Below are 16,710 nucleotides of genomic sequence, written 5' to 3' on the forward strand. Positions count from 1 at the left end.
TGTTCGCTGAAGCGCGATTTCGGGGTGACCCCGCTCAAGCGCGGGCGTTAAGCTGGCGCTGCAGTTGGGAGTACGTCATGCGTGCATATCTGATCGGAGCCTTCGCCACGCTGGTCCTGGGCGGATCGGCCGCCGCCGGTTCATCGGAATGCTCGCGGACCCTCGATGGGGGCTGGCGCTGTAAGGAGCCGGACGGGCACGTCACCGAGCGGCGTCCGGACGGCGAAGGCGGCGCGCGGACGACCTCCACCGACCCGCGCAAATGGGGCACGACCGACGGCCACGGCCGCGGGATCACGCCGCCCGACAGTATGATCCGCAACTCGCCGATCCTGCGGCGCGAGGCCTGGGGCCGGGTCACCGATCCATGGGAGCCGCGCAAGACGCCGGCCCCGTCGCCGGGCGGATGGCGCGCGCCGAGCCTGCCCGGTTCCTGATCTAAGGCGTCCAGCCGGGCAGGGCCGCCGCCTGCCGGATCCAGTCCGCCATCTGCGCCTCGTCCAGTTCGTCGCCTTCATAGATGTCTATCCAGCGCCCCTGGCCGCTTTTCGGCGTGCCGCCCGGCGGGATCGGAACCAGCGAGAGGCCGTCGAAGAAGGTGACCTTCACGTACTTGGTCAGCACATGGAACGAGACGAACCAGCCGCCGGCCTCCGATCCATAGAACGGCGAGTTCCACCGCACGCCCTTCCGCGCGGTCGGCACGGTCGCCATCACCAAAGCGTCCAGCCGCCGGCCGAGCTCGCTCTTCCAGCCGGGCATGGCGGCGATATAGGCCTGGACCGGCCCGTCGCCGTCGCCCTTGCCGATCTGCGGGTTTCCGCCGGCCAACAGCTTAGGCGAGGTCATGGCGACCGCTCAGACTCGTCCTGCGCCGCTTGGCGACATAGGGCAGCAGGAAGAGGTAGAGCCCAGTCGGCAGCAGCAGCGCCAGCGGAGCCAGCGCCAGGAAGCCGACCCAGGTTGCAGACGACCCCTGAACCATGGCGACGATGTTGAGGATGACCGCCGCCGTGAAGGCGACCGACACCCAGCGGTGAACCGTGCGGATCCACTTGTTCCAGTCCATTCGCACCTCCATTGGTCAGTCGAGCCGGGCCAGAACGTCTTCCAGCGCTCCGAAGAACCGCGGCCAACCAGCGCTCGCGCCGCGGAACGCCATTTCGTTTTCCGGTCCGAAGCCGGCCTGCTCCATGCGCAGTCGCGTGCCGGTCGAGGTCGGCGTCAGCGTCCAGGTGACGACGCTCTCGAGCCCCATGCCCGCCCAGGTGTAGGCCAGCGACGTCGGCGGCTCGACCGCCAGGACCTCGCAATTCACCGCGCCCCATTCGGCGCTTAGGCTGAATCCGTGGCCCACCACCGGCTGGAAATCGTTCTTCATCAGCCACTCGGCGATCAGGTGCGGCTGGGTCAGGGCCCGCCAGATCTTCTCGGGGGCGAACGGGAGCTCCCGTTCGACGACGACGGTGCGGGCTTGGGTCGCGGTGGCGCTCACTGGTCCATCCTCCTGAGCAAATCTTCGAGTTCATCAAACCGGCTTTCCCAGAAGCGGTTCATCTCCCGGGTCCAATCAACCAGGGGGGCCAGAGCCCCGATCTGGGCGCGGTAGTGGGTCTGGCGGCCCTCGGGCCGATCACGCACCAGCCCGGCCAGCTTCAGCGCCGCCAGGTGCTTGGAGACCGCCGGCTGCGAAACGCCGGCCCGAGCGGTGAGGGCGCCGACCGTCTGTTCGCCGTCACGACACAGCCGTTCAAAGATCGCCCGGCGGGTCGGATCGGCGAGGGTGCGGAAGATAAGATCCTGGGCTTTTGGCATTCCGATCAATAACTCATTGGCTATGAATTAATCCATATCTCTGCGGTTATGGATTAGTCAAGGGGCGGCGATCCGCCTTATCGAAAGGTCGCTTGCAGCCAGCCGACCACCGCCACCTGCAAGGCGATGCGCTGGTCGTTGTAGCTGTGGTCCGTCGGAAAGCGGACGCGCGCAGGCTTGGGGCCGCCAGCCGCCTCGATGGCGTCGGCGACGGCCTGGTCGGCGGGCTCGTTTCCATCGTCCGAGCTGATGATCAGCGCTGGCCGTCCAGCCATCTCGGCGGCGTTGGTGCGCCAGTCCCAGGCCTGGGCGTTGGCCAGCACTTCGTCAGCCAGGGCTGTCGGGGCGGCGTTCGTGAAACGTGCATCGTCGGTCAGCGCCATGATCGCCTCGGCCATGCCGGTCGGCGTGTCCAGGGTCGCAGCCATGCCGCCGAGATCGGCGGCCGAGATGACGATAAAGCCCGCCACCGGCTCGTCGCCCAGCATCACGGTGTCGAAACCGCCCATGCTGTGGCCCAGGACCACGAGGCGGCTTGCATCGACCTTGTCGGCGTTGGACGGGTGGCGCAGCCAGGTCAGCGCGGCGCGGGCGTCCTCGATCGTGTTGCCGAAGCTGAACTGGCCGGGCGCGCCCCAGACCCCGCGATAATGGATCGCCATGACGTTCCAGCCTGCGCGCTGGATCGACCGCGCCAGGTCTAGGTTCAGCTCCGTCCCTGGGAATCCGTGCAGCAGCAGGACGCTCGGATGCGGCCCCTTGCCGGCTGCGGTGAACCAGCGGGCGGGCACGTCGACCCCGGCGGTGTGATACCGGGTCTGCTGCAGATACGCCGGGAAATCCTTGTCGGGCGCGGGATCGGCGACCACGGCCTGTGGCGGCGCTGTCTGCGCCGTGCTGGTCGAGGCCGGCGCCAGCAGCGCGATCGTCAGCAGCAGGCTCTTCATCCGCAGCTCCCCCTGGACGGGTGAGACTAGGCGGATCGACGCGCAGTTGTCACCGCCTCAGACGGGCATGGCGGTGGTGTACTTGACCTGGCTCAGCGCGAAGTGGGAGGCGGCAGTCGCCACGTTCGGGTGGTTCAGCACCACGCCCATCAGAAACCGCTCGTAGCCGGCGACGTCGGCTACCACCACGCGCATCAGATAATCCCACTCTCCGGACATCGAATGGCACTCCATGATCTCCGGCCGGGCGCGCAGGAAGGCCTCGAACTCCTGGCGCTGAGCGGTGGCGTGCGACTTCATCCGCAACTGGCACATGACATTGACCCCGCGCCCGACCCGCTCGGCGTCGACCAGCCGCACCGCCTCGCGCAGCACGCCGGCCGCCTCCAGCGCCTTGATTCGACGCCAGCACGAGGCCGGCGAGGCGCCCACCTGTTCGGCCAGCACAGCATGACTCTGCGAGGCGTCGGCCTGCAGGGCGCGAAGCAACTTCCGGTCGATCTCGTCCAGTTGATGCGCATCTTTCATGAATTGGCTCGCCGGTGAAACGCTACGTCAGATGATCTCCAAAATGGCGCGAGATTGAAAGCCGTTCATCGCGGACTGCGCGTAACTTTCTTCTTCGACGAAGGAGGATGCCGCAATGACCGACGTGATCGCCCCCGCGCGCTCGCTGTTCGCCGGGCTGAAGGCCCAGGCGCCCGATCCGCTGCTGTCTCTGATCGCCCTCTATAAGAACGATCCGCGGGCCCAGAAGCTCGACCTTGGCGTCGGGGTCTATCGCGACGCGACCGGTGACACCCCGGTGTTCGGCGCCATGAAGGCCGCCGAGCGGGTGCTGCTCGAAACGCAAGCCACCAAGGCCTATCTCGGCCCCGAAGGCGACTTCGGCTTCCTGGACGCGATCACGCCGGTGGTGTTCGGAAAGGGGCGGGCCGGGGAGGGACTGTTCGCGGTCCAGACGCCCGGCGGCACCGGCGCCCTGCGCTTGGCGGCCGAGCTCGCCAACGCCGGCACGCCCGGCGCCAAGATCTGGATGGGCACGCCGTCCTGGCCGATCCACGCCCCGATCTTCCGCCAGGCCGGCATGGTCGTGGAGACCTTCCGCTACTTCGATCCCGCCACCCAGCGTATCTGCTTCGACGAGATGATGGCCGCCCTGGCCAGGGTCGAGGCCGGCGATGTCGTGCTGCTGCACGGCGCCTGCCACAACCCGACCGGCGCGGACCTGTCGCTGGCGCAATGGGGCGAAGTCGCCGCCCTACTGAACGCGCGCGGCGCGGTCCCGTTGATCGACCTGGCCTATCAGGGACTGGGCGCCGGCCTCGACGAGGACGCCGCCGGAATGCGGCTGGTCATGGAGGCCAGCGAGAGCGCGATCGTCGCCTATTCCTGCGACAAGAATTTCGGCCTCTACCGCGAGCGCACCGGCGCGCTGTTCGTCCGCGCCCGCGGCCATGAGGACGTGGTCCGCTCGAACATCCTGCAACTGGCCCGTTGCGCCTGGTCGATGCCGCCGGACCACGGCGCCGCGGCCGTCCGCGTGATCCTGGAAGACGCCGCCCTGACGGCCCAATGGCGGGCCGAACTGGACGCCATGCGCACGCGTTTGAACCAGGTGCGCGCGGCGCTGGCCGAGGCCGATCCGCGCCTGGAGCCCCTGCGCGACCAGCACGGCTTGTTCGCCCTGCTGCCGCTGAGCCAGGCCCAGGTCGAGGCCATGCGTCGCGACCACGCCGTCTACATGGCCGGTTCCGGCCGCATCAACATCGCCGGCCTGAAGGCCGACACCGTTCAGCCATTCGTGCAGGCGCTGGACGCCTGCCTCAAGGGAGCCGCCTGACATGACCGTGACCCCGGAAAACCCCATCGGCCTCGACGGCTTCGAGTTCGTCGAGTTCACTAGTCCCGATCCGGCCAAGATGGCCGCCCTGATCGAGCAGCTCGGCTTCACGGCCTATTCCAAGCACCCGACCAAGGCGATCGTCCGCTACAAGCAGGGCCGCACCAACCTGCTGGTCAACCAGGAGCCGGCCGGCCAGGCCGCCGACTTCCGCGGCGCCCACGGTCCGTCGGCCAACGGCATGGCGTTCCGCGTCGCCGACGCCAAGGCCGCCTATGAGCTGGCGCTCTCGCGCGGCGCCAAGCCGGCCGACGCCTCGAGTTCGGCGCTGTCGGACGCCTACGTGCTCGAAGGGATCGGCGGCTCGCTGCTCTATCTGGTCGACCGCTTCGGCGACAAGGGCACGATCTACGACGCCTGGGAGCAGATCCCGGGAGCGGCGGAAGCCGAGGCCAAGAACGCCGTCGGCCTCGACCTGCTCGACCACCTGACCCACAACGTCAAGCGCGGCCAGATGCGCACCTGGTCGACCTTCTATAACCAGATCTTCGGCTTCGAGGAGCAGAAGTACTTCGACATCAAAGGCCAGGCCACGGGCCTGTTCAGCCAGGCGATGATCGCGCCAGACAAGGCCATCCGCATCCCGCTGAACGAGAGCCAGGACGACAAGTCTCAGATCGAAGAGTTCATCCGCGAGTACAACGGCGAGGGCATCCAGCACCTGGCCTTCACGACCGACAACATCTTCGAGACGGTCGAGGCCCTGCGCGCCCGCGGCGTGAAGCTGCAGGACACCATCGAGACCTACTACGAGCTGGTCGACAAGCGCGTCCCCGGCCACGGCGAGGACCTCGAGCGGCTGCGCAAGAACCGCATCCTCATCGACGGCAATGTCGGCGACGAAGGCATCCTTCTGCAGATCTTCACCGAGAACCTGTTCGGCCCGATCTTCTTCGAGATCATTCAGCGCAAGGGCAACGAAGGCTTCGGCAACGGCAACTTCCAGGCGCTGTTCGAGTCCATCGAACTCGACCAGATCCGCCGCGGCGTCATCAAGGTCGATGCGGCCTAAGTAGACGTGGGGGCGCAAGCCCCCTCAGTCAGCCGGTGGCTGACAGCTCCCCCAGAGGGGGAGCATCTTGGTCTTCAGATCCTCCCCCTCTGGGGGAGGTGGCGCGCGTAGCGCGACGGAGGGGGAAACCGGCCGTGGAGAAAACCATGCCGCTGAACTACATGTCCGGCTTCGGGGGAAGCTTCGAGACGCAGGCCGTCGCCGGCGCCCTGCCGGTGGGCCAGAACTCGCCGCAGCAGACGCCGTTCGGGCTGTTCGCTGAGCAACTGTCGGGCAGCGCCTTCACCGCGCCGCGGCACGAGAACAAGCGCTCCTGGCTCTACCGCCTGCGCCCCACCGCCAGCCATGCCCCGTTCAAGCCCTATGACGGCGGCAAGCTGCTGCGCTCAGGGCCGTTCGATGAGGTCCCGCCCAACCCCAATCGCCTGCGCTGGGATCCGCTGCCGATCCCGGCCGAGCCGACCGACTTCGTTGACGGGCTCGTCACCTACGCCGGCAACGGCGATGTCGGGACCTTCGCCGGCATCGCCGTCCATCTCTACGCCGCCAACCGCTCGATGCAGGGGCGGGTGTTCTACGACGCCGACGGCGAACTGCTGATCGTGCCGCAGGACGGCGAACTGATGATCGCCACGGAACTCGGCCGCCTGGAGCTGAAACCGGGCGAGATCGCGCTGATCCCGCGCGGCGTGCGCTTCCGCGTCGAGCTGGCCGGCCCCTCCGCCCGCGGCTATGTTTGCGAAAACTACGGCGCGCCGTTCCGCCTGCCCGAACTCGGCCCCATCGGCGCCAACGGCCTGGCCAATTCCCGCGACTTCCAGACGCCCGTCGCCTGGTTTGAGGATCGCGACGAACCCACGGAAGTCGTGCAGAAATTCCAGGGCGCGCTGTGGACCACGACGCTCGACCACAGCCCGCTCGACGTCGTCGCCTGGCACGGCACGCTCGCGCCCTGCAAGTACGACCTGGACCGCTTCAACACGATCAACACGGTCAGCTACGACCATCCCGATCCATCGATCTTCACGGTCCTGACGTCGCCGTCCGAGATCCCCGGCACCGCCAACTGCGACTTCGTGATCTTCCCGCCGCGCTGGATGGTGGCCGAGCATACGTTCCGCCCGCCGTGGTTCCACCGCAACGTGATGAGCGAGTTCATGGGCCTGATCCATGGGGCCTATGACGCCAAGGCCGGCGGCTTCGCGCCGGGCGGCGCCTCGTTGCACAACTGCATGAGCGGCCACGGCCCCGACCGCGAGAGCTACGAGAAGGCGGTCGCCTCCAACCTCGCCCCGCACAAGATCGAGAACACCATGGCCTTCATGTTCGAAAGCCGCTGGGTAATCCGTCCGACCCGGTTCGCAACCGAAACCCCGCTGCACCAGCTCGACTACGACGACTGCTGGACCGGCTTCTCCAAGGCGCAAGTTCCCAGCAAATGATCGACGAGACCCACGACCCGGCGCGTACCAGCTGGGTGTCGAGCGCCGAAGGCCACGCCGACTTCCCGATCCAGAATCTGCCGCTCGGCGTCTTCTCGCCGAACGGCGGCGCGCCGCGCGGCGGCGTCGCCATCGGCGACATGATCCTCGACCTGTCGCTGGCCGCCCGTTCGTCGCTGCTGTCTGGCGAGGCCAAGGCCGCGGCCGAGGCGGGCGCCGGCGCGACGCTGAATCCGCTGCTGGGCTTGGCGCCTTCGGCCCGCCGCGCCCTGCGCCGACGGCTGTCGGAATTGCTGGCCAAGGGCGCGCCCGACCGGGCGGAGGTCGAGACCTGGCTCTATCCGGCGCAGACCTGCACCCTGCACCTGCCGGCCGCCATCGGTGACTACACCGACTTCTACGCCGGCATCCATCACGCCCTGAACGTCGGCCGCCAGTTCCGGCCCGACAATCCGCTGCTGCCGAACTACAAGCATGTGCCGATCGGCTATCACGGCCGCGCCTCCTCGATCCGCGTCTCGGGCGCCTCCGTCCGGCGGCCCAATGGTCAGAAAAAGGCCCCCGACGCCGAGGCGCCGACCTTCGGCCCGTCCGCCCGCCTCGACCTGGAACTGGAGCTCGGCGTCTGGATCGGCCAGGGCAATGACCTCGGCCAGCCGATCCCGATCGGCGAGGCCTCGGCCCATATCGCCGGCCTCTGCCTGCTCAACGACTGGTCGGCCCGCGACCTCCAGGCCTGGGAGTACCAGCCGCTGGGTCCGTTCTTGGCCAAGAACTTCATGACCACCATCTCGCCGTGGATCGTGACCAGCGAGGCCTTGGCCCCGTTCCGCATCGCCCAGCCGGCGCGGCCTGACGGCGACCCCGCGCCGATGGCCTATCTGGCCGATGAGGCCGATCAGGCCTCCGGCGCCTACGCCCTCGACCTGGAAGTCTTCCTGGCCACCGCCCAGATGCGGGCGCAGGGGATCGCCCCGGTCCGGCTCTCGGCCAGCGCCGCGCGCCACCTCTACTGGACCGCCGCCCAGATGGTGACCCACCACACGGTCGGCGGCTGCGACCTCAATCCGGGCGACCTGCTCGGCACCGGCACCATCTCGACGCCCGACGACAGTGGGCTCGGCAGCCTGCTGGAGCTGACGCGCGGCGGCGCCCAGCCGATCACGCTGCCGACCGGCGAGACCCGCACCTTCCTGCAGGACGGCGACGAGCTCTCGATCGCCGGCCACGCTCGCGCCGACGGCTATGTCGCCATCGGCTTTGGCCCCTGCAGCGGAACCGTGGTCGGGTGAGCGAGGAGGCGCCCCAGCTTCCGGCGCGGCTGTTCTCCACGCCCGCCGGAGTGAAGCTCGGCCCGCTGGAGCTGATCGCCGACGGCGCGGCGCGCAACTTCGTGCTGCAGATCGGCGAGGGCTTCTTCCACGGCTTCGTGGTCCGCCGCGGCGGAGAGGTGAGGGGCTATGTCGACCGCTGCCCGCACGCAGGCCTGCCGCTGGCCCAGAAGCTCGACGACTACCTTGCGCCCGGGGGCGACCTGATCGCCTGCTCCTGGCACGGCGCGCTGTTCGACATCGACAGCGGCGCCTGCGTCGGCGGGCCTTGCGCGGGGGCCTCGCTGCGGCCCTGGCCCGTGGCGGTGGTCGACGGCTGGGTCCGCACGGCCTAGGTCTCGTCGCAGCAAATCTAGAGCCGCTCCGTAGTCTCCGAACTGGACCGAGCGTCGCTTGGCGGGCTAGGTCCTCTGCAACGAGACGTAGAGGACGCCCATGACCCAGAATTTCGAGACCCGCGCCATCCACGCCGGCGCCGCGCCCGATCCCACGACCAAGGCCCGGATCACCCCGATCTACCAGACCACGGCCTTCGTCTTCGACGATGCCGACCATGCGGCCAACCTCTTCAACCTCGAAGCGCCGGGCAACATCTACACCCGCCTGGGCAACCCCACGACCGGCGTGCTGGAAGCGCGCCTGGCCGACCTCGAAGGCGGCGTCGCGGCCCTGGCGGTCGGCAGCGGTCACGCCGCCCAGTTCCTGGCCTTTCACTCGCTGATGGAGCCCGGCTGCAACATCGTCGCCTCGCGCAAGCTGTACGGCGGCTCGATCAACCAGCTCGGCCAATCCTTCAAGCGCATGGGCTGGGAAACCACCTTCATCGACAGTGACAACCCGGCCGACTACGCCGCCGCCATCAACGACAAGACCCGCGCGGTCTTCGTCGAGTCGATCGCCAATCCGGGCGGCGTGATCACCGACATCGCCGCCATCGCCAAGGTCGCCCATGACGCCGGCGTGCCGCTGGTCGTCGACAACACCCTGGCCACGCCCTACCTCTGCCGGCCGTTCGAGCACGGCGCCGACATCATCGTCCACTCGCTGACCAAGTTCCTCGGCGGGCACGGCAACTCGATGGGCGGGGCGATCATCGACTCCGGCCGCTTCGACTGGGCCGCCAGCGACAAGTTCGGGTACCTGTCACAGCCAAATCCCAGCTATCACGGCAAGGTTTTTACCGAAGCTTTCGGCCCGGCCGCCTTCATCGTCGCCTGCCGCGCGCTGGGCCTGCGCGACCTCGGCCCGTCGATCTCGCCGTTCAACGCCTTCATGATCCTGACCGGCATCGAGACCCTGCCGCTGCGCATGCAGCGCCACGCCGACAACGCCCTGGCCGTCGCCAAGTGGCTGGAGGCCAACGACAAGGTCGCCTGGGTCTCCTATGCCGGCCTCGACGGCAATCCGTACAATGGGCTGGCCAAGCGCTACACGCCGAACGGCGCCGGCTCGGTGTTCTCGTTCGGGCTCAAGGGCGGCTACCAGGCCGGGGTCAAGCTGGTCGGGGCGGTGAATCTCTTCTCGCACCTGGCCAATCTCGGCGACACCCGCAGCCTGATCATCCACCCGGCCTCGACCACCCACCGCCAGTTGGACGAGAAGAACCAGATCGCCGCCGGCGCCGGTCCCGACGTCATCCGCCTGTCGGTCGGCATCGAGAACGTCGCCGACCTGATCGCCGATCTCGACCAGGCCTTCGCAGGCCTTTGACCGAAACTGGGCGCGCGCGACGCAAGGTCGTGCGCGCCCCTTCGATCAGTCCAAGATGGGGCGGGGGCGCCTTGAGAGAGTACCAGTACATGACCCGCATGCTTGTCGCCGCCGCCGTCCTCAGCCTGGCGGCCGCTCCGCTCGCCGCCTGCAGCAGCACGGCCAGGACCGAGGTCGAGACGACCACCACGGGTCAGCAGCTGATCGACCTCAAGGCCGCCTATGACCAGGGCGTGATCAGCAAGTCCGAGTACGAGCGCAAGCGGAAGGACATCCTGCGCAAGTAGGTGAGGCCTGGACGTCATGCGCTGACGCATAGGTGGCGCTACGCAGCTTTGGCGTGCTTTTGACCGCAGCTCGTGATTGGATTGGCAATGGGCGTGCGGGGGGCGGCTGATGCGGGCGTGGCTGAAGCTGTTGGACCCTCGGACGAGGATCGATGACGCCGCGCAGGCGGGTGTCGCGGCCCGCATTGGCGCCGTCGCCATCTTTGCCTCCGCGCCCAGCAGCCTATTAAGTTTGGTGTTCAGGAACTTGTCGCCTGAAGCCATGGTCGCCACGGTGGAATTGACCGCGTCGACGCCCGAGGAGCGTCAGATTCTTGAGGCGATGACTGCGATGACGCCTCAGTTGATCGGCCTTATGGTTGTCGTGACGATACTGTCCAGCGGTGTGCTCGGCGCATTGCAGTGGCGCTATCGTACGTGGATCATCCCGGCGATCTGCCTCCTTTGGACGGGGTACGACGCTTTGATGGTTCCATTGGAGTGGACCGACGAGGTCGTCTCCCTGGTTCGGAACGACAGCCCTTTGTGGCTGACGGTGTTCGAAATCGCCGTGCTGCCCGTGGGCATCGCCATGTTCTGGGCGGCCTTCCGCGGCGGGCGGTGGCTCGAGCGGCATCGGCGCGAGCAGGAGGCGCCCCAGACGGTCTGAGTCCCTTGCCCTCCAGTGCGATCCCCGCTACCCAACAGGCAATAGCATCAAGAGTTTGAGCCGACGCTCAAACGCCAACCTGCTCCCCGAGCAAGGTGGCGCTTCCTTCGGGAGGGATGTGGCCGGTCCGGCAACCAAACGGGACGAAGCCTCAGCGTCATTCAGACTCCAGATGCGCAAACCGCATTGCCGAGGGACGCATGTCCAACATCCAGCAGTTCGCCAGCGACAACTACGCCGGCATTTGTCCGCAGGCTTGGGCGGCCATGGACGCCGCCAACCGCGGCCACGCGCCGGCCTATGGCGAGGACCCGTGGACGCAAGCCGCAGCCGACGCCTTCCGCGCGCTGTTCGCTACCGATTGCGAAGTGTTCTTCGCCTTCAACGGCACGGCCGCCAACTCCATGGCCCTGGCCGCGCTCTGCCAGTCCTATCACAGCGTCATCTGTGCGGAGTCGGCGCACGTCGAGACCGACGAGTGCGGCGCGCCGGAGTTCTTCTCCAACGGCTCCAAGCTGCTGGTCGCGCCAAGCCCGGACGGCAAGCTGACCCCGGCCGCGATCCGCGAGATCGCCGGCAAGCGCAGCGACATCCACTATCCCAAGCCCCGCGTGGTCACGATCACCCAGCCGACCGAGACCGGGCAGGTCTATTCGGAAGATGAGGTGCGCGCGATCTCGGCCGTCTGCCGCGAGCTTGGCCTGCGCCTGCACATGGACGGCGCCCGCTTCGCCAATGCCTGCGCGCACCTGGGCTGCGACCCGGCCGACATCACCTGGAAGGCGGGGGTCGACGTGCTCTGCTTCGGCGGCACCAAGAACGGCATGGCGGTGGGCGAGGCGATCCTGTTCTTCGACCGCGCCCTGGCCGAGGATTTCGACTATCGCTGCAAGCAGGCCGGGCAACTGGCCTCGAAGATGCGGTTCCTGGCGGCCCCCTGGACCGGCATGCTGGAGAACGGCGCCTGGCTCGCCAACGCCGCCCACGCCAACGCCTGCGCGCGACGGCTGGCCGAGCGCATCGAGGGCCTGCCCGGCGCGTCGCTGATGTTCCCGGTCCAGGCCAACGCCGTCTTCGTCGCCGCGCCGGAGGATCGCCTCGACGCCCTGCGGGCCAAGGGCTGGCGCTTCTACACCTTCATCGGCGGCGGGGCCCGGTTCATGTTCTCGTGGGACGCCGACCCCGCCCGCGTCGAGGCCCTGGCGGCTGACATGGAGGCGGTGTTCGGGGCCGGTTGAGTGCGGTCGCCTTCCGTCTCGGCGCTGCGCGCCGATCCACCTCCCACAGAGGGGGGGATTTAGCGCGCCTTGATGCTCCCCCTCTGGGGGAGCTGTCGGCTTGCCGACTGAGGGGGACTTTGCCTCCGCTTCACGGTTAGTCTCGCTGCGAACCTCATCCGGAAGTGCCCCTTGCTCCGCGTCCGCGAATTCTCCGCCGCCGGCTATCGCTCCCTGCGCAAGATCGTCTGCCCGATCAGCGACCTGGAGGTGTTCGTCGGCGGCAACGGCGTGGGCAAGACCAACCTCTATCGCGCCCTCGAACTGATCGCCGCGGCGGCCGCCAACACCCTCGGGCCGGAGCTGGCGAGGGAGGGCATGGCCTCGGCCTTCTGGGCCGGCCAGCGGCGCGCCGGCCCGGCGCGGATAGCCCTGGAGGTCAGCCTCTCCGATCCCCAGGCCCGCGGCGCCGCGCGCGGCGCCTATCGCTACCGCGTCGAGATCGGTTTCCCGGCTCGGCCGACCGCCGCCTTCGACCTGGAGCCGCAGATCAAGGAGGAACAGCTCTCCTATGACGGCGGCGGGCGCCAAGTGCGGCTGGTCGATCGCCGCGGCCCATCAGTGATGGCCAGGGACGAGGACGGCCGTCCGGTCGAGATCGACATCGACCTGTTGGCCTCCGAAACCGTGCTCGGCCGGCTGCAGGATCCCAGCCGCTATCCGATGCTCGACCTGGTCCGCCGCACCCTGCTGGAGTGGCGCTTCTATCATAACCTGCGCACCGACGCCGGATCGCCCATGCGCGCGCCGTGCCCGGCGGTGGCGGCCCCGACCCTGGCCTCGGACGGGGCCAACCTCGCGGCGGTGTTCGCCACCCTGGCTCATATCCGCCAGGATACCCACGACCTCGACGCCGCCGTGGCGGAGGCCTTCCCAGGAGCGCGGCTGGTGATTCCGCAGCCCGAGCGCACGGCCTCGTTCGGCATGGTCTTCGCCGAGTTCCCGGACCGGGTGTTCGCGCCCGAGGAGCTGTCCGACGGCACCCTGCGTTTCCTGGGCCTGGCCGGGGCGCTGCTCGCCTATCGGCTGCCGCCGTTCGTGGCGCTCAACGAACCGGAGGCGAGCCTGCATCCGCGCCTGACTGGGCCGCTGGCGCGGTTGGTGACCCGCGCGGCCGAGCGCTCGCAGGTCTGGCTTGTCACCCACTCCGAAGCCCTGGCCGAAGCCATCGATCAGACGGGAACCGGCCAAGTCCGCACGGTGGTCAAGAAGGACGGCGCCACCTGGATCGAAGGCCTCAACCTGCTGGGTGAGTTCGTCGACTAGCCGTCAGTCCAGCACGCGCCCTTCGCGCCAGTAGCCCATGAGGTTCAGCGAGGCCTTGTCGACCTTGCGCTCGGCGATCAGCAGGCGGCGGATGGCGAGCACGGCGGCGGCTTCACCGGCGACCCAGCCATAGAAGCCGGCGTCGCTGGGGGCGGCGACGTCCCACAGGATCGCCTCGTCGACATCCACCTCGGCCAGCGCCGGCGTCGGCGCCGGCCTGGGCGTGGCGACCGGGACGGCGGCGCGCTGGGCGGCTGCGACCATCAGGGCTCCAGGCGCGCCGAGGCCCCGCGGCATCCATTCGACCCACAGGTCGGGCCATCCAGCGAGCGGGATCTCGTCATCCTGGCCGGGGATCTCGATGAACAGCTGGGTTTGCGGCGGAGCGGGCAGGGCGGCCAGCTCTTCCAGTATCCCGGCCACCGCCGGCAGCGCGGTCTCGTCGGCGATCAGCAACAGGCGCCTCAGGCCCTGGGGCGGCTTCCACTCATAGCCGCCGCCATCGCCCTCGAAGGCAGCGTTGGGGGCCATGATCTGCAAGGCCTGACCGGGCTGGGCGTGGGTCGCCCAGGTCGAGGCCGGCCCGGTCTCGCCGTGCAGGACGAAGTCGACATCGACCTCGCCGGCCGGCGCGCGCAGGGCGCGGATCGTATAGGTGCGCATGGGCGGACGCGTGGCGACGTCCTGCTTCTTGTAGCGGGCGTACCAGTCCGGCGTGATCGCCATGGCCGGCGGGCGGCCCTGCGGATCGGGAAAGAAGATCTTGATGCGCTGGTCGGGCGCAAAGGCGGCCATCCGGTTCACCTCGGGCCCGGCGAAGGTGAGCCGCCAGAGGTGCGGCGACAGCGGCTCCTTGGCCTTCAGCGTGACGTCGAACAGCCGATAGGGCGAGGCGGGTGGGGAGGCGTCCTGGGACATGCCTCCACCACATCATATATGCGAACGACTCGCAATATCACTCGATGCCGGCGATCCAGGTCCGTCTGGCCTTCAGGTCCTGGTCCAGCAGCACCAGGTCGGCCCGCGCGCCGGGCGCGATGACCCCGTACTCGCCCTTCAGGCCGAGGAACTCGGCCGGGCTGGCCGAGGCCATCCGCGCGGCGTCCGCCAGCGACAGTCCGATCATCCGTACGGCGTTGGCGACCGCTCCGGCCATGTCGAGGTCCGATCCGGCCAGGGTGCCGTTCGCATCGACGCAGACCCCGTCAACCACCCGGATCGGCCGGCCCTGGATGGTGAAGCTCTTGTCGATCATGCCGACGCTGGGCATGGCGTCGGTCACCAGCATGAAGCGATCGAGGCGCTTGGCGGCGAAGGCGATCCGCAGCACCGCCGGGTGGATGTGGCGGCCGTCGGCGATGATCCCGCACCAGCTCTCCTGGTGCTCCAGCGCCGCTCCGACCGCGCCCGGCGCGCGGCTGGTCAGCGGCGACATGGCGTTGAACAGGTGGGTGACGCCGGTCACGCCGCTCTCCAGCGCCTCGACGATCCGCTCGTAGGTGGCGTTGGTGTGGCCGGCGGCGACGGTGACGCCGGCCTTGGCCAGGCGGGCGATCATGTGCGGCGTCGTGGTTTCGGGCGCCAGGGTCACGAGGGTTCGGCCGCGCTTGGCCGAGGTCAGCAGTTCCAGGGCCGCCTCGTCCAGCGTGCGGAATTTAGAGGCGTCGTGCACGCCCTTGCGCTGCTCGCTGAGGAACGGGCCCTCGATGTGGATGCCCAGCACGCCGGGCACGCCGGCGTCGATCGCCGCGTCCACTGCGGCGATGGCCTTGGCGACGGTCGAGAGGTCGTCGCTGATCAGGGTCGGCAGGAAGCCGGTGGTTCCGTACGCCCGATGCGCCGCGCCGATGGTGGCGATCGCCTCGACGGTGGGCGAGTCGTTGAACAGCACCCCGCCGCCGCCGTTGACCTGGGTGTCGATGAAGCCCGGCAGCAGATAGCCGCCCTTGAGGTCGACGGTGCGATCTGCGGAGGTTTCTCCCAGCGCGACGATGCGGCCGCCGTCGACGACGACGCCGGTGGTCTCCAGGCCCTGTGCGGTCAGCACCTGGCCGTTCACGAACGCGGTGCTCATCAGACGGTCTCGGTCACCTTGTTGAGGTGCGGGGGCCGGTCAGGATCGTGGCCGCGCAGGATCGAGAGCTGGTTGGCCATCCGATAGAAGCCCTGCACCCGCACGATCGGCTCCAGGATCGGATGGGCGCTCAGGGTCGGCAGGTCGCCGCCGCCGCCGGCCAGCATGACCTCGGCGCCGCGCGCGGCCAGGTCCTTGGCCAGGGCCACGACGCTCTCCTGGCTCTGGTCGTCCTGGGAGAAGACCAGCACCGGGAAACCTTCCTTCACCAGCGCCATCGGGCCGTGCAGCACCTCGGCGGCGCTGAAGGCCTCGGCGTGCAGGCCGCAGGTCTCCTTGAACTTCAGCGCCGCTTCCTGGGCGACGCCGAAGCCGACGCCGCGCGCCAGGACGTAGAGGTTGCGCGCGCCCTTCAGGCGCTCGGCGGCCGGGCTCCAGTCGAGCGGCCAGGCCTTCTCCAGGATCGCCGGCAGGTCGGCGAGGCCCTTGTCGAGCGCCGTGTCCTGGGTCCAGGCGGCGACCAGCTGGGCGATGCCGGCCAGGGCGGCGATGTAGGACTTGGTCGCCGCGACGCTGACCTCGGGGCCGGCATGCAGCGGCAGCACCCGGTCGGCCAGCTTGGCCAGTGGCGAGGTCTCGTCATTGACGAGGGCCACGGTGCGCGCGCCGCCCTGCTTGGCGGCCTCGACGGCGGCCAGCAGGTCGGGGCTTTTGCCCGACTGCGAGATGGCCAGGTAGAGCATGCCGTCCAGCTTGGGCTCGGCGGCGTAGACCGAGCTGACCGACAGCGCGGCCGACGAGGTGACGACGCCCGTGCCTGTCTCGATCAGGTACTTCGCATAGGTCGCCGCATGGTCGGACGACCCGCGCGCGCAGGTGACCACGGCCTTCGGCGGAGCGGCGCGCAGTTCGGCGCCCAGCGCCTGGGCCGCCTGATGGTTGGCGGCCAGCATCCGGGCCACCACCGCGGGCGCCTCGGCCGCCTCCTGGAACATGC

Annotated in this window: 20 protein-coding genes and 1 riboswitch; of the genes, 11 read left to right on the forward strand and 9 right to left on the reverse strand. The window is 68.9% G+C overall.

Translation table 11 applies throughout. The annotated features are described in order from the left end of the window. The first annotated feature begins 77 nt into the window (after positions 1 to 77). A complete protein-coding gene (locus OUA97_RS12490; RefSeq protein ID WP_267232226.1) occupies positions 78 to 437 on the forward strand; it encodes a hypothetical protein in 360 nt (119 codons plus the stop codon). 1 nt (position 438) lies between these two features. Here the strand turns inward: OUA97_RS12490 and OUA97_RS12495 are convergent, their stop codons facing one another. The 6 genes from OUA97_RS12495 to OUA97_RS12520 form a co-directional block, all read right to left on the reverse strand. Continuing rightward, positions 439 to 849 (reverse strand): DUF1801 domain-containing protein, encoded by a 411-nt coding sequence (locus OUA97_RS12495; protein WP_267232227.1) that lies wholly within the window; start codon positions 847 to 849, stop codon positions 439 to 441. Next, positions 836 to 1,069 carry a hypothetical protein gene (locus OUA97_RS12500; RefSeq protein ID WP_267232228.1) on the reverse strand — a complete coding sequence of 78 codons (234 nt, stop codon included), beginning with the start codon at positions 1,067 to 1,069 and terminating at the stop codon, positions 836 to 838. The genes OUA97_RS12495 and OUA97_RS12500 overlap by 14 nt, the downstream gene beginning before the upstream one ends. A gap of 15 nt (positions 1,070 to 1,084) precedes the next feature. After that, the gene (locus OUA97_RS12505) at positions 1,085 to 1,495 is read right to left on the reverse strand and encodes an SRPBCC family protein (protein WP_267232229.1); all 411 of its coding nucleotides are present in this window, start codon (positions 1,493 to 1,495) and stop codon (positions 1,085 to 1,087) included. Continuing rightward, the gene (locus OUA97_RS12510) at positions 1,492 to 1,815 is read right to left on the reverse strand and encodes an ArsR/SmtB family transcription factor (RefSeq protein ID WP_267232230.1); all 324 of its coding nucleotides are present in this window, start codon (positions 1,813 to 1,815) and stop codon (positions 1,492 to 1,494) included. Before OUA97_RS12510 ends, OUA97_RS12505 begins: the two co-directional genes overlap by 4 nt. Before the next feature lie 77 nt (positions 1,816 to 1,892). After that, positions 1,893 to 2,762: an alpha/beta hydrolase family protein gene (locus OUA97_RS12515; protein WP_267232231.1), complete on the reverse strand. Its 870-nt coding sequence runs from the start codon at positions 2,760 to 2,762 to the stop codon at positions 1,893 to 1,895. Positions 2,763 to 2,819: 57 nt separating this feature from the next. Continuing rightward, positions 2,820 to 3,290, reverse strand: a complete 471-nt coding sequence (locus tag OUA97_RS12520) for an Lrp/AsnC family transcriptional regulator (RefSeq protein WP_267232232.1) — start codon at positions 3,288 to 3,290, stop codon at positions 2,820 to 2,822. A 115-nt stretch (positions 3,291 to 3,405) separates the two neighbouring features. Here OUA97_RS12520 and OUA97_RS12525 point away from each other — a divergent pair, with 115 nt between their 5' ends. The 10 genes from OUA97_RS12525 (at position 3,406) to OUA97_RS12570 (ending at position 13,639) form a co-directional block, all read left to right on the forward strand. Then, positions 3,406 to 4,605 carry an amino acid aminotransferase gene (locus OUA97_RS12525; RefSeq protein WP_267232233.1) on the forward strand — a complete coding sequence of 400 codons (1,200 nt, stop codon included), beginning with the start codon at positions 3,406 to 3,408 and terminating at the stop codon, positions 4,603 to 4,605. A 1-nt stretch (position 4,606) separates the two neighbouring features. Further along, on the forward strand, positions 4,607 to 5,677 hold the full coding sequence (gene hppD / locus OUA97_RS12530) for a 4-hydroxyphenylpyruvate dioxygenase (protein WP_267232234.1): 1,071 nt from the start codon (positions 4,607 to 4,609) through the stop codon (positions 5,675 to 5,677). A gap of 146 nt (positions 5,678 to 5,823) precedes the next feature. Beyond that, positions 5,824 to 7,119 (forward strand): homogentisate 1,2-dioxygenase, encoded by a 1,296-nt coding sequence (hmgA, locus tag OUA97_RS12535; RefSeq protein WP_267232235.1) that lies wholly within the window; start codon positions 5,824 to 5,826, stop codon positions 7,117 to 7,119. Then, the gene (gene fahA, locus OUA97_RS12540) at positions 7,116 to 8,411 is read left to right on the forward strand and encodes a fumarylacetoacetase (RefSeq protein ID WP_267232236.1); all 1,296 of its coding nucleotides are present in this window, start codon (positions 7,116 to 7,118) and stop codon (positions 8,409 to 8,411) included. The genes hmgA and fahA overlap by 4 nt, the downstream gene beginning before the upstream one ends. Then, positions 8,408 to 8,785: a Rieske (2Fe-2S) protein gene (locus OUA97_RS12545; RefSeq protein ID WP_267232237.1), complete on the forward strand. Its 378-nt coding sequence runs from the start codon at positions 8,408 to 8,410 to the stop codon at positions 8,783 to 8,785. Before fahA ends, OUA97_RS12545 begins: the two co-directional genes overlap by 4 nt. Positions 8,786 to 8,885: 100 nt before the next feature. Beyond that, positions 8,886 to 10,160 carry an O-acetylhomoserine aminocarboxypropyltransferase gene (locus tag OUA97_RS12550; protein ID WP_267232238.1) on the forward strand — a complete coding sequence of 425 codons (1,275 nt, stop codon included), beginning with the start codon at positions 8,886 to 8,888 and terminating at the stop codon, positions 10,158 to 10,160. Positions 10,161 to 10,249: 89 nt separating this feature from the next. Continuing rightward, positions 10,250 to 10,447, forward strand: a complete 198-nt coding sequence (locus OUA97_RS12555; RefSeq protein WP_267232239.1) for an SHOCT domain-containing protein — start codon at positions 10,250 to 10,252, stop codon at positions 10,445 to 10,447. A 109-nt stretch (positions 10,448 to 10,556) separates the two neighbouring features. Next, positions 10,557 to 11,096, forward strand: coding sequence for a hypothetical protein (locus OUA97_RS12560; protein WP_267232240.1), 540 nt, complete (start codon positions 10,557 to 10,559; stop codon positions 11,094 to 11,096). 39 nt (positions 11,097 to 11,135) lie between these two features. Next, a riboswitch (SAM-I-IV-variant riboswitch) is annotated at positions 11,136 to 11,244 on the forward strand. A gap of 52 nt (positions 11,245 to 11,296) precedes the next feature. After that, on the forward strand, positions 11,297 to 12,334 hold the full coding sequence (locus OUA97_RS12565) for a threonine aldolase family protein (RefSeq protein WP_267232241.1): 1,038 nt from the start codon (positions 11,297 to 11,299) through the stop codon (positions 12,332 to 12,334). 171 nt (positions 12,335 to 12,505) lie between these two features. Beyond that, positions 12,506 to 13,639: an AAA family ATPase gene (locus OUA97_RS12570; RefSeq protein ID WP_267232242.1), complete on the forward strand. Its 1,134-nt coding sequence runs from the start codon at positions 12,506 to 12,508 to the stop codon at positions 13,637 to 13,639. A gap of 3 nt (positions 13,640 to 13,642) precedes the next feature. On the opposite strand, the gene OUA97_RS12575 is transcribed toward OUA97_RS12570, so the two are convergent. The 3 genes from OUA97_RS12575 to OUA97_RS12585 are packed head-to-tail and all read right to left on the reverse strand — an operon-like array spanning position 13,643 to position 16,708. Next, positions 13,643 to 14,557 carry a siderophore-interacting protein gene (locus OUA97_RS12575; protein ID WP_267232243.1) on the reverse strand — a complete coding sequence of 305 codons (915 nt, stop codon included), beginning with the start codon at positions 14,555 to 14,557 and terminating at the stop codon, positions 13,643 to 13,645. Between the two features lie 37 nt (positions 14,558 to 14,594). After that, a complete protein-coding gene (gene nagA, locus OUA97_RS12580) occupies positions 14,595 to 15,713 on the reverse strand; it encodes an N-acetylglucosamine-6-phosphate deacetylase (RefSeq protein ID WP_267232244.1) in 1,119 nt (372 codons plus the stop codon). Beyond that, the gene (locus tag OUA97_RS12585; protein WP_267232268.1) at positions 15,713 to 16,708 is read right to left on the reverse strand and encodes an SIS domain-containing protein; all 996 of its coding nucleotides are present in this window, start codon (positions 16,706 to 16,708) and stop codon (positions 15,713 to 15,715) included. The genes nagA and OUA97_RS12585 overlap by 1 nt, the downstream gene beginning before the upstream one ends. Between the last annotated feature and the right edge of the window lie 2 nt (positions 16,709 to 16,710).

Origin of the sequence: Phenylobacterium sp. 58.2.17, from assembly GCF_026411515.1 — a bacterium.
Classification (GTDB): domain Bacteria; phylum Pseudomonadota; class Alphaproteobacteria; order Caulobacterales; family Caulobacteraceae; genus Phenylobacterium.

Excerpts from the sequence above, each read along its gene's own strand:
- OUA97_RS12490 (WP_267232226.1), top strand. The coding sequence starts at position 78 with ATGCGTGCATATCTGATCGGAGCCTTCGCCACGCTGGTCCTGGGCGGA.
- OUA97_RS12495 (WP_267232227.1), bottom strand. The coding sequence starts at position 849 with ATGACCTCGCCTAAGCTGTTGGCCGGCGGAAACCCGCAGATCGGCAAG.
- OUA97_RS12500 (WP_267232228.1), bottom strand. The coding sequence starts at position 1,069 with ATGGACTGGAACAAGTGGATCCGCACGGTTCACCGCTGGGTGTCGGTC.
- OUA97_RS12510 (WP_267232230.1), bottom strand. The coding sequence starts at position 1,815 with ATGCCAAAAGCCCAGGATCTTATCTTCCGCACCCTCGCCGATCCGACC.
- OUA97_RS12515 (WP_267232231.1), bottom strand. The coding sequence starts at position 2,762 with ATGAAGAGCCTGCTGCTGACGATCGCGCTGCTGGCGCCGGCCTCGACC.
- OUA97_RS12520 (WP_267232232.1), bottom strand. The coding sequence starts at position 3,290 with ATGAAAGATGCGCATCAACTGGACGAGATCGACCGGAAGTTGCTTCGC.
- OUA97_RS12525 (WP_267232233.1), top strand. The coding sequence starts at position 3,406 with ATGACCGACGTGATCGCCCCCGCGCGCTCGCTGTTCGCCGGGCTGAAG.
- hppD (WP_267232234.1), top strand. The coding sequence starts at position 4,607 with ATGACCGTGACCCCGGAAAACCCCATCGGCCTCGACGGCTTCGAGTTC.
- hmgA (WP_267232235.1), top strand. The coding sequence starts at position 5,824 with ATGCCGCTGAACTACATGTCCGGCTTCGGGGGAAGCTTCGAGACGCAG.
- fahA (WP_267232236.1), top strand. The coding sequence starts at position 7,116 with ATGATCGACGAGACCCACGACCCGGCGCGTACCAGCTGGGTGTCGAGC.
- OUA97_RS12550 (WP_267232238.1), top strand. The coding sequence starts at position 8,886 with ATGACCCAGAATTTCGAGACCCGCGCCATCCACGCCGGCGCCGCGCCC.
- OUA97_RS12555 (WP_267232239.1), top strand. The coding sequence starts at position 10,250 with ATGACCCGCATGCTTGTCGCCGCCGCCGTCCTCAGCCTGGCGGCCGCT.
- OUA97_RS12560 (WP_267232240.1), top strand. The coding sequence starts at position 10,557 with ATGCGGGCGTGGCTGAAGCTGTTGGACCCTCGGACGAGGATCGATGAC.
- OUA97_RS12565 (WP_267232241.1), top strand. The coding sequence starts at position 11,297 with ATGTCCAACATCCAGCAGTTCGCCAGCGACAACTACGCCGGCATTTGT.
- OUA97_RS12575 (WP_267232243.1), bottom strand. The coding sequence starts at position 14,557 with ATGTCCCAGGACGCCTCCCCACCCGCCTCGCCCTATCGGCTGTTCGAC.
- nagA (WP_267232244.1), bottom strand. The coding sequence starts at position 15,713 with ATGAGCACCGCGTTCGTGAACGGCCAGGTGCTGACCGCACAGGGCCTG.
- OUA97_RS12585 (WP_267232268.1), bottom strand. The coding sequence starts at position 16,708 with ATGTTCCAGGAGGCGGCCGAGGCGCCCGCGGTGGTGGCCCGGATGCTG.